This window comes from bacterium, assembly GCA_030655055.1.
In the GTDB taxonomy this organism is placed as follows: Bacteria; Edwardsbacteria; AC1; order AC1; family EtOH8; genus UBA5202.
In genome coordinates this window covers 1-10,595 of record JAURWH010000163.1, presented here as the reverse complement: position 1 = coordinate 10,595, position 10,595 = coordinate 1, and the positions used below count along the sequence as shown (strand labels likewise).

The window sequence follows — 10,595 nt, the reverse complement described above, 5'->3', positions numbered from 1 at the left end:
GCCCGATAGCAAGTTATGTCGAAAAGAACAATATCCCTGATACTGCTGGGCCTGGCTTGGGTTGGCTCCCTGGCCTGGTTCGGCCTGGGCCGGGCCGGCTGCCAGCCGGCCGGCGTTAGGATCAAACCCCGGACCATGGCCGGGTCCGAACAATGGCACGGCATCTATTACCAGGACCGGAAGATCGGCTACTCTGTCACCCTGACCCGGGTGCTGACTGCCGGCGGTCAGGCCGTCTCCAGCAAGTCGCTGATGCGCCTGCCGCTGATGGGCGAGGTCCGCCAGGTCTCCACCACTTTGAACTACGACCTGGACCAGGATTACCAGCTGACCGGCTTTGAGTTCAGGATGGCCGGGGCGGCCGAGATCTCGGTCAAGGGCCGGGTCAAGGGAAAGCGCCTGGGCCTGGAGATCCTGTCCAACGGCCAGAGCCAGAGCACGGAGATGGACATCCCGGGAAACATCACCATGCCCGAGGCTTTGGAGCCGATGCTGCTGGGCAAGAACCTGGTACCCGGCAAAGTATATGATTTCTCGGTCTTCGACCCGGCCTCCATGGCGGTGGTGCCCCTGTCGGTAAAGGTGGTCGGCCCCGACTCCCTGCGACTGGATGCCCAGTGGACGCCGGCAGTAAAGCTGGAAGTAAGCTTCTCAGGCTCCAAAAGCCTGGCCTGGGTGGACACTTTGGGGCAGACCCTTAAGGAGGAAGGCCCGCTGGGGATAACCATGATCCGCCAGACCAAGGAGCAGGCCCTGGTACTGCCGGAAGATTTTCCCGGGATGGACATGCTGGGCAGCATTGCGGTGCCGGTGATCAAAGGGGAACTGCCCAAGCCAAGAGAGACGGAACGGATGGTGATCGCGGTCTCGGGGCTGGACCTGAAAGGCCTGGATATTTCCGGAGGCCGTCAGGCGGTGACCGACAGCCTGAAGCAGGTGGTGCAGATCATCAAAGAGCAGACCTCGGAACTCAAAACTGTAAACAGTAAACAGCCCGAACTGTCCGAGTATTTGAAGCCCACGGTGCTGATCCAGTCGCAGGACCCGGAGATAATGAAGCTGGCCCAAAGACTGGTAAAGGGAAAAAAGAGCGATTGGGACAAGGCGCTGGCTTTGGAGAAGTGGGTGTTTGAGAACCTGGAGAAAAGCATGACCGTCAGCCTGCCCTCGGCGGTGGAGGTGCTGCAGTCACGGCGGGGCGACTGCAACGAGCATGCCACCCTGTTCGCCGCCCTGGCCCGGGCCGCCGGACTGCCCTGCAAGATCTCCCTGGGAGTGGTCTATCTGGACGGCAAGTTCTACTACCACGCCTGGAATTCTGTTTACTGCGGAAAGTGGATCGAGCTGGACCCCACCTTCGGGCAGGCCCCGGCCGACGCCGCCCGCTTAAGATTGGTGGAGGGCGACCTCAGCCAGCAGACCCGTTTGCTTTCCGCCTTCGGCAGCCTTAAAATTGAGATATTGGAACACCAGCCATGAACCAGGGAATAGAGCTTAAGAACTTGTCCAAATCGTACGGCGCCAAGCTGGCGGTCAACGACATCAGCCTGTCCATCGGGCCGGGGGAGATCTTCGGCCTGCTGGGGCCCAACGGGGCCGGCAAGACCACCACGCTTAAGATGCTGGCCGGGATCTTAAGGCCCGGCGCCGGCTCCCGCTCCATCTGCGGCTTTGATGTGGAGCAGGAACCCTTGAAGGCCAAGCAGTGCCTGGGTTTCATCCCCGACGACCCCTTCATATACGAGAAGTTGTCGGGCCGGGAGTTTTTGCACCTGGTGGCCCGGCTTTACGGCTGCTCTAATGAAGGACTGGAGCAACGGGTGGAGGAGCTGATAGACCGGTTCGAGGCCCGGGAGTGGATAGACCGCCGGGCCGAGAGCTATTCCCACGGCATGCGCCAGAAAGCGGTGCTGGCCGCCACTTTGCTCCACCAGCCCAAGGTGTATCTGATAGACGAGCCTTTGGTGGGACTGGACCCGGCCAGCATCATATTGGTGAAAAGGATCTTTCAGGAGGAGGCCCAAAAAGGCTGCGCCCTGCTGGTCTCCACCCACACCTTGAGCCTGGCCGAAACCATCTGCCACCGGATAGGCATCATCGCCAGCGGAAAACTGGCGGCCCTGGGCACCCTGGAGGAACTGCGGGAGCTTTCGAAACATAGGCACCAGGACCTGGAGAGCCTGTACCTGGAATTCACCCGGACAACTGGAGATTAGCCACAAAGACACAAAGACACGAATTTATTTCCAATTTTTTAATATGGTTTGGTGCCTTGGTGGCTTAGTGGCAAAATTAAATTTATTGATTCCGGCTAACAACTAACAGCTAAAGGCTAACAGCTAATAAGATGGCATTAGAAGGAAATCTTTCCGATTTCAGCATCCCCGAGATACTTCAGCTGATCTCCAGCCAGCGCAAGAACGGCGTCCTGACCCTGAAGCAGGGCAGCGACGAGGCCGCCTTTGACCTTGACCAGGGCTACATCACCGGGGGCTTTTACCGCCAGGAAGGCCGGCAGGAGCACATCTCCGAATACCTGTTCAAGACCGGGCTGGTGAGCGAGGCCGGGTTCATGGAGGCCGAGGCCCAGCAGAAGGCCCTGAAGGTCCCGCTGGAGGAGATCCTGATCGAGCGCGGCTTTTTGTCCCAGGACGATTTTGAGGAGGTGATCCGCTTCAAGATCCAGGAGATCATGGACGAGATCTTCACCTGGGTGGAGGGGCACTACGTCTTTGACGTCAAGGCCAGGCTGTACACCCAGGCCAAATACCCGGTGCGGCTGGCGGTGGACGGTTTTCTGCTGGAGGGCATGCGGCGGCTGGACGAATGGCTGAGGATCAAGAAGGAGATCCCCTCCCTGGAGACCATCGTCAAGCCCGGCTCCAAACCCCGGCCGGCCGGACTGACCCCGGAGCAGGAAAAACTGCTGGAGTTCTTGGGCCAGCGGTCCCTGTCGGTGGCCAATCTGGTGGCCCTGAGCGGAATGGGGAAATTCCTGACCTGCCAGACCCTGAGCGAACTGCTGGACCTGGGCCTGGCCGAGAAGGCCGCCGGGCTTCCGGCCGCCGAGCGGGAGGCCCGGTCGTTCGACCCCGCCTTCCAGGTGAAGACCATCGCCCTGCTGATGAAACAATTCGGCCTGCTGGTCAGGAACATCACCCGCTATCCCTTTAACCACCCCCAGATCCTGGCCAATTTGGACGGCATCTCCCACCTGCTGGGCAACCTGCCGATGGAGGGCAGCAGCCTTTCCTTTTCCTCGGACATCCAACAGACCCTGGTCAACGGCTGGCCGATCCACGACGACAGCCAGGTCCTGCCCCAGTTCGCCCTTTACCTCCACCAGCGCCAGATCCAGAGTTTGTCGGTGATGCCCCAGGTCCGGGACGAGGAACTTCGGACCCTGGCCTACATCCTGGCCCTGCCGCCGGAGCTGATGGAGCTTTTGGGGGGAACAGAAGAGATCGGCCGGGCCCTGCGCTGGCATCACATCAAGCTGGAGGGTCTGGCCCAAAAAGCGGAGAAACTGCTTAAGGACGAGAAGGTGTTCGTCATCCCCTCCGGCTTCCTGGAGGTGGTGGAGGGCCTGTCGCCCTTCTCCGCCAAGCCGGCCCAGACGGCCCAGGCCTTTTTAAGCCTGAAGACGGTCCGGCATTTGCCTCCGCCGAAACTGCTGCCCGAAGGGGCGATGCAGATCGAGGAGGCCGACCAGGCCACCGAGAAGGTCTTCAGCGTCTATGCCCGGGGCGGCCGGGAGAAGTACATCGAGAAGGTGGTCTCGGCCGTGATGAAGCTGCCCCCCGCCCCCCGGCTGGCCCTGATCCAGCGGAAACTGCTGGACGTCCGCTGGCTGTTCCCCATCGACAACATCCTGGCCCTGTCGCACAGCGAGTTTGAGAAGCTGTAACCGGACGAAACCCTAATACCTAAACACTAAACTCTAAATAAACACCAATCACCGAATTTCCAAAATTCAACCGTTTTGAGTTTAGAATTTTGTAATTGTTTAGGATTTAGATATTCGAATTTAGGATTTTCATCCAGATGTCATTGTTTCCAAAATTCAACCGTTTTGTGTTTAGAATTTTTTAATTGTTTAGGATTTAGATATTCGAATTTAGGATTTTCATTCAGATGTCATTATCTCTCTATCTTATAACTACCTTGTTTAGGGCTTCGGCTTCGCAGATCTTCGCCCCCCGCCGGGGCCGCCTGTTGCAGCTTTCGTCCTACCTGTTCGCCGTGGCCGTGTTCCTGGTGGGCGGGTATTTTTTGTTCTATAAGATCTTCGCCTACCTGCTGGCCTTGGAGGAGATCGGGCGGCCTTTGCTGTTCCGGCTGATGTCCACCGCCTTTCTGACCTTCTTTTTGATGCTGTTTTTAAGCAACCTGATCACCTCGCTCTCCACCCTCTACTATTCCCCGGAGGTGGACTACCTGCTGGCCACCCCCATGGCCCCCTCCAAGCTTTTCAGCTACCGCTTCCTGCAGAACTTTTCCTTCAGCACCTGGGCCACTTTGATTATGGGCCTGCCCCTGCTGGCGGCGCTGACCGCGGCCCGGCACCAAAGCGTCTTGGCCCTGGCGTTCTATCTGATCTCTCTGCTGGTCTTCACCACCCTGCCGGCCTTTCTATCGGTGTCGGTCTTTTTGGTGCTGATAAAGCTTTTCCCCAAAATGGGACTGCGCCAGTTGCTGGGATTCCTGCTGCTGTTTTTGGCCCTGGCGGCCTGGGCCTTCTTTTTGTTCGGCCAGCCCAAGGGGATGGTGATCGCCCAGATCGACACCATGCCCGAGCTGGAGCACTACCTGTCCCAGCTGGCCCTGGCGGGCTCGCCGCTTTTGCCCGGCACCTGGCTGGCCCGGCTGGTGCTGGCCCCCCTGCCCGAAAGTTTTGGGGAGGCGCTTAAGATGGCCTGGCTGCTTTTGATCACCGCCGCCTTCTGGGGGGGCCTGTGTTTCTGGCTGGCGGGAAAGATCTACTATCACGCCCTGACCGGGCGGGTGGGCAGTTCCCCGGACCTGGGTTTTAGGAAAAGTTTTTGGCTGACCGCCAAACTGGCCGACCGCCTGCCCATTGCCGCCAAGGACGCTTTGCTTTTTTTGCGCGACCCCGGCCAGTGGGCCCAGGGTCTGATCTTCCTCTCCCTGCTGGTGATCTACCTGGGGGGCTTAAGGACCTATCCCCTGCTGTTCACCTTTTCGGTCTGGAAGGTGGCCATAGCGTTTTTGAACTTCGCCTTTGCCGGGTACATTCTGGCCACCCTGTCGGTGCGGTTCGTGTTCCCGGTGATAAGTTTGGAGGGCCCGATGATGTGGCTGATGCGCTCGGCCCCGGTCTCGGCCAAAAGGTTGTTGATGGAGAAGTCGACCCTTAACCTGGCGGTGGCGCTGGTGCTGACCGAGACCTTGAGTTTGCTGTCCAACAATATTTTAAAGACCCTGCCCCAGATGCGGCTGTTGAGCCATTTTTCTTTGGGCCTAATGTGCCTGGCCATCACCAGCCTGGTGCTGGGCCTGGGGGCCATCTTCCCGGACTTTAAAGAACGAAACCCCAGCCGGATCGCCTCGGGGCTGGGGGGACTGCTGGCCGCCTTGGCCGGGCTGGGTTACGTGGGGCTGTCGGTGGTGGTGCTGGCCTGGCCGGCCTACCTGTATGCCTCCGGGCAGTGGAGACACCAGCACTATCACTATATGAGCTACGGCGCGGCGCTGGCCGTGGCGCTGGGACTGTTTGTTATCCTTTCCGCATTGGTGATCTACATTCCGTTTAAGATGGGTTTGAAGAGTTTGGAGCGGTATGAGACCTAACCCTATATCCCTTCCCCGCAAGGGAAGGGACTTGTTACCACCCCTTCCCTATGGGGAAGGGGGAGGCGATGCACTGAGCAGAGTCGAAGTGGGTTAGGTCCAGCACACAGCAAAACGGCAGGTCATTACTGACCTGCCGTTTTTTGACCCCACCCACTTCGCCGGGGGCGAAAGTATAAAATACCTCTGTGTCTCAGTGTCACTTCGGTAAACTCAGTGCACCGCTCTGTGGCAAATGGCCCCGGGGCGGTCAATACTCATACCCCACTCCCACTGAAACCGAGTACGGCCTTACCCCGTCCTGGACTGAGGTCCCGTACGATGCATCCACCCCCAGCAGCATGTTGCCGAAATGGTATTTCACGGTCAGGCAGGGCCGGGAATGATCCTCCTCCAACCAGCCGCTCAGCCCAACCCACAGGTCCAGGTTACCGGACTGGTGCCCCAGGCCGGTGGCCAAAAAACCGTGGCCGGAGCGGATCGGGTTGGCATATAACAATTCCCAGGTCAGATAGATCTGGTCCCGCGGCCCGACCCTCAGCAGCCCGGCCGGAACCACTCCAAAGCCTCCCTCATCGCCGACCGCCACCCCGCCCAACCCAAAGCCGATGTATTTCCAGTCGGCCTGCATTTTGACGCCAGCCTGGACGTACTCCACGGTTTCCTCGACCGGGACGGGGGTAATATCATCGTAGTAATAGACGGGGTCGATGTCGACGGCGGTGCCCCGAGTCATCGAGGCGTCCAGGATGAAGGTAACCGGGGATGCCACCTTCCTGACGGCCACCTTTCCGCTGTCGTTAAGGTATTCCTCCGTCTCCACCCCCTTGTGCTTGAAGCTGACCGCGATGTCTTGGTATTCCACTTTCTGGTAATGGCCGCAGCCGGCATCCCGGCGGTATTGGCCGGTGCCGCCCCAGAACTCAACGGTGTTCTGGTTGGGATCCGGCGGTGCCGCGCCGATGAACAGCGGGGCCAGCAGGACTAAGATCAGAAGTTTTTTCATTTTAGGAATTTACCTGCGGTTGGTATTAAGGTTAAGATAAATATACAGGTTTTGGGCGGGGGTTGTCAAATGAAAAGTGGGGGAAAAGAATAAAGCCCGGTCAGTAATGACCGGGCTGCTTGATTTGTAGAACAACAGTTAATTTACAATTAAGCAAACCACAGCAAAGTATTTCCAATTATGAACAATAATGTTGTAATTGTTTTCAAGCAATTGTTCTTTTTTTCAATTTTTCTCAATAATGGCTCAGTATCAAAATTATCAATGTTAATAATACCTCTAAATATTTCGTTTTGGTAATATTCATGAAATATTGTTTTTGTTTTTGAAAGCACTTCCAGCATTTCCTTATTTATCTCAACACTTATATTTGTATTTGGCCCACTTCTTTCAAATATTTCTTGTGTTTTGTTAAAAAACTCATTTTGTATTTTTAGTCTATATTTATTTTGGTCAATTGATGGTTTTACATCATATATACCCATTAGTGACTCATTATAACTTATATAGTTGTTGATTATTTGCCGCATTCTATTTAAATTAACACCTGATATTTCAGTTGGCCCAATTAAGCATTGAATAATATTTGTTTCCATCTCAAGATAGTGCAAATGGGTTAAAGAATTTTTATATGAAGCTATTTTACTTACCCATTTATTGTTTCGATGGTCTTCTAAAAGAAAATAAATAAATAATATTATGCCTCCACATATTTTCAACCAATGATATTGGGGTTTAACAATTATATTAATATACATATTATAAGGCCTCTATACAGGTATAATGTTTTGAATATCATACAATAATTTGTTTTTTATATCTAGAACTATTTCAATTTCATCTGTAATTTCTTTATATACCGCGTATAAAACTATAGTGCCATCACTGGTAACCATTACAGAATGTTTTATATTTTTATACTCATAGTAAAATGATAAGGTTGATATATCCCCTTCGGTTTTATATTTAATAAAATCATCCGTCGATTCTATATCTGCACCCATTAAGGCGGATGAACGTATCAAGCCCTTTTGAAAGCTGAACCAGACACCTTTAACATGCGGTAACTTTGCCAATAAATCACCCATGTTAATGTCTACGACACTAATTTTGATGCTGTTATTTTGTTTTGTTTTACCGCAAAAGTCTGTAACATACTTTTTCTTACCTGACAAGAGAAGGGTTTTTGCATTGTTGCTTTGGTAAGCATAAATATTTTCTTTTCTAATATAGCTTTGAAAAGCGTAATCCCCTGTTCTGCCTAAAACATTCTCTATTAGTTCATGTTCTATTAAATATTTTCTAAAGTCATCTAATGCTATTTGATCTCTTGTCTCATATATTGTTGATTGTGGGCCAGGCATAATCCCTGGCATATCCATCGCATTATTTAGATTATATGGTTTGTAAGAATATTCTGTCCTGTTAAATTCATTAGTATATGTAATTTTATAGGATTTAGGCATTTTTTGTGCCCTTCACATAGTGTTTTAAATTGTTTGAAAGATAAATGAAATCCTTAGCAAGCTCATTTAAACTATGCAAATCATTTGAATTAATCACTATATTACTCTTATTAATAGATACTTTATCTGCATTTTCACCAACATTGTATTTGTTAAGTTTTAAATCAAGCGAAAATGATTTTATATATTCATCTTTTAGATGTGACAACAATAAGGCAAAAAATGGATTGTCTATAAAAGATATACTTAGCGCATATGATACATTATCTGGCTTTATTAACGTATTTAGTTCTGTTAGGATTGGTATTATTTCTGTGTCAAGTTTTGCTTTTGAATCATTGCATCCAATTTCAAAAGTTGTCAACGACACATCTAACGTATCAAAGCTACATTTGTTAATATGTTTTGGTTGATAGTCAAGGTAAAAATTTAATGCATCATTAATTGTAAAATTTATTGAATTATTGTTTGCATGTAATATTTTTCCGTTTTCTTTTTTTGCTAAAATATATTGTTCAATAACCTTTATGACTTCTGGTGGAAATGTACCATCATATCTTATAGTTATTTTCCATTTTGTTGTATAATTCCTTAATTTATATTTAAATCTATTCCAATACAAATAAAAGGTAAAACTATTACAATATAGTTTACTAATAAATGTACTGGTTAGACCAATAAAACCTGCGGCATATATTATAAGTTTTGCTGTTTCATAATTATTAACTAAGCTTTTTGAAGCAATACAAGCATATGTTAATGCAAATAAACCCCATATAATTGTGCTAATCATATAACCCCTCTCTATATTAATTATTTTGCAGTAATATATTGCATAGGGGTGTCATTATTTATGTATATAAAAGCAATAATGGCCCTTACAAATTGGCAATAATACTCTGTGGTGCATTGCAAAAATCTTCAAATGATTTATTTGTATAGTTAACATGTTTACCAAGGAACCTACTATAACGTTCTTTTTCTAAATTTGAAATTGATACTTGTTTGCCCGGGTGATTGTTAATAACGGTGATATGGATTTTATGTTTGCAATTAGTTTGCACCCTTTTTAGTAAATATTTTATGTGCATATCGGCATCAGGGAATGAATACCCACAAAATACAATATGTTCAACATCTCTCATCGCAAGTTCTGCTTTATGCCACAAAATGCTTAAAAATATATTAGACATGTCTTTATAGAAAGTTGGTGGTATGATAATTGGCACTATTACTGAACCGCAATAGTTACATTTAGAATGCGATAAATCTGTTAACAGCCGGATAACACCTTTTTCTTTAGGTGTTAGTTCCAATGTATTACAGGTTGGACAATACAACCAATTTAGAGATCCATGTAGTTTTAATAAATCAACCGAATTGCGTGTTGGTCTCTTCCAATCGCCATCATGATTGAAGTTTACGAAATCTACACCATAATCTATCATAAATTGTGGGTAAAGTGATGTAAGAGCGTTGTCAATTAATATATCATAATTTGTACTTATAAAAACAGTATTCTTTAGTTGACCTGATTTTTTAAGTTTATCAACTAACCTTTTATGAAGACCGTTTGAAGATCGTAGTTTATCATGTAGGACCTTAGCCATCAATAATATAAGATATTGCCTTATAAAACGTATTCTATTGCTATTGTTTGCAATATTTTCTAAGTCGAAGTTTTTTAGTGTTTCTCTTTTCCTTTCCGCTAAATCAAGAATACCTAGTGCTTCTTCGAATGTGGGAAATACTACTTTATCTAAATCGCTTTTTATTACATTGATATCAAACATTTTTAAAAAAAATGTATGCAACTCTTTTTCCATAATTTTATGAACACCACCGTGCCTACGCAGCATGTTGAAATATTCATAAAATACTTTGTTTTGTAATGGTGCCCCTTCTGCGGCAGAAGCTCCAGCACCAAGAAATATTGCAATCCTCATCCTTCTCCTTTTTATCATTTTACAACCTTTTAAGTGTAAAAAACAACACTTATTTTTTATTATTGTTATGGTTCACCTTTCTGTCATGCTTGACCACCTTACCACAGTACAGATTTAACTTTCCGAGGCGTATGACCGCCTTTCCGCCATGTGTGGCCAGCTCTACGCTATGTGCTATCTGCTTTCCGCAATGTGTGACCAGCTCTACGCTATGTGCTATCTGCTTTACACAATGTGCAAACAGTTTTCCCAGGCGTGCGATCACCTTTCCCATATGCGCAACCAGTTTTCCCGGATGTGTGGCCAGCTCTACGCTATGTGCTATCAGCTTTCAGCAATGCGCGACGAGCTTTCCGGCACGTGCAA

The 10,595-nt window shown here is 49.2% G+C and carries 9 protein-coding genes; 4 read left to right on the top strand and 5 right to left on the bottom strand.

Annotated elements, in window-relative coordinates; genetic code table 11:
- Positions 1-15 precede the first annotated feature (15 nt).
- The 4 genes from Q7U71_07800 to Q7U71_07785 all read left to right on the top strand — a co-directional run bounded on the left by Q7U71_07800 (position 16) and on the right by Q7U71_07785 (position 5,811).
- Positions 16-1,479, top strand: a complete 1,464-nt coding sequence (locus tag Q7U71_07800) for a transglutaminase-like domain-containing protein (protein MDO9391660.1) — start codon at positions 16-18, stop codon at positions 1,477-1,479.
- The gene (locus tag Q7U71_07795) at positions 1,476-2,216 is read left to right on the top strand and encodes an ABC transporter ATP-binding protein (GenBank protein ID MDO9391659.1); all 741 of its coding nucleotides are present in this window, start codon (positions 1,476-1,478) and stop codon (positions 2,214-2,216) included. Before Q7U71_07800 ends, Q7U71_07795 begins: the two co-directional genes overlap by 4 nt.
- Positions 2,217-2,347: 131 nt before the next feature.
- A complete protein-coding gene (locus Q7U71_07790) occupies positions 2,348-3,907 on the top strand; it encodes a DUF4388 domain-containing protein (GenBank protein MDO9391658.1) in 1,560 nt (519 codons plus the stop codon).
- A gap of 227 nt (positions 3,908-4,134) precedes the next feature.
- The gene (locus Q7U71_07785) at positions 4,135-5,811 is read left to right on the top strand and encodes a hypothetical protein (GenBank protein ID MDO9391657.1); all 1,677 of its coding nucleotides are present in this window, start codon (positions 4,135-4,137) and stop codon (positions 5,809-5,811) included.
- 250 nt (positions 5,812-6,061) lie between these two features.
- Here the strand turns inward: Q7U71_07785 and Q7U71_07780 are convergent, their stop codons facing one another.
- The 5 genes from Q7U71_07780 to Q7U71_07760 all read right to left on the bottom strand — a co-directional run bounded on the left by Q7U71_07780 (position 6,062) and on the right by Q7U71_07760 (position 10,229).
- The gene (locus Q7U71_07780; GenBank protein MDO9391656.1) at positions 6,062-6,817 is read right to left on the bottom strand and encodes a hypothetical protein; all 756 of its coding nucleotides are present in this window, start codon (positions 6,815-6,817) and stop codon (positions 6,062-6,064) included.
- Positions 6,818-6,966: 149 nt separating this feature from the next.
- The gene (locus Q7U71_07775; protein ID MDO9391655.1) at positions 6,967-7,575 is read right to left on the bottom strand and encodes a hypothetical protein; all 609 of its coding nucleotides are present in this window, start codon (positions 7,573-7,575) and stop codon (positions 6,967-6,969) included.
- A 12-nt stretch (positions 7,576-7,587) separates the two neighbouring features.
- Entirely contained in the window at positions 7,588-8,283 is a 696-nt protein-coding gene (locus Q7U71_07770; GenBank protein MDO9391654.1) for a hypothetical protein, read from the bottom strand.
- A complete protein-coding gene (locus tag Q7U71_07765; protein ID MDO9391653.1) occupies positions 8,276-9,076 on the bottom strand; it encodes a hypothetical protein in 801 nt (266 codons plus the stop codon). The genes Q7U71_07770 and Q7U71_07765 overlap by 8 nt, the downstream gene beginning before the upstream one ends.
- 85 nt (positions 9,077-9,161) lie before the next feature.
- Positions 9,162-10,229, bottom strand: a complete 1,068-nt coding sequence (locus Q7U71_07760) for an SIR2 family protein (protein ID MDO9391652.1) — start codon at positions 10,227-10,229, stop codon at positions 9,162-9,164.
- Between the last annotated feature and the right edge of the window lie 366 nt (positions 10,230-10,595).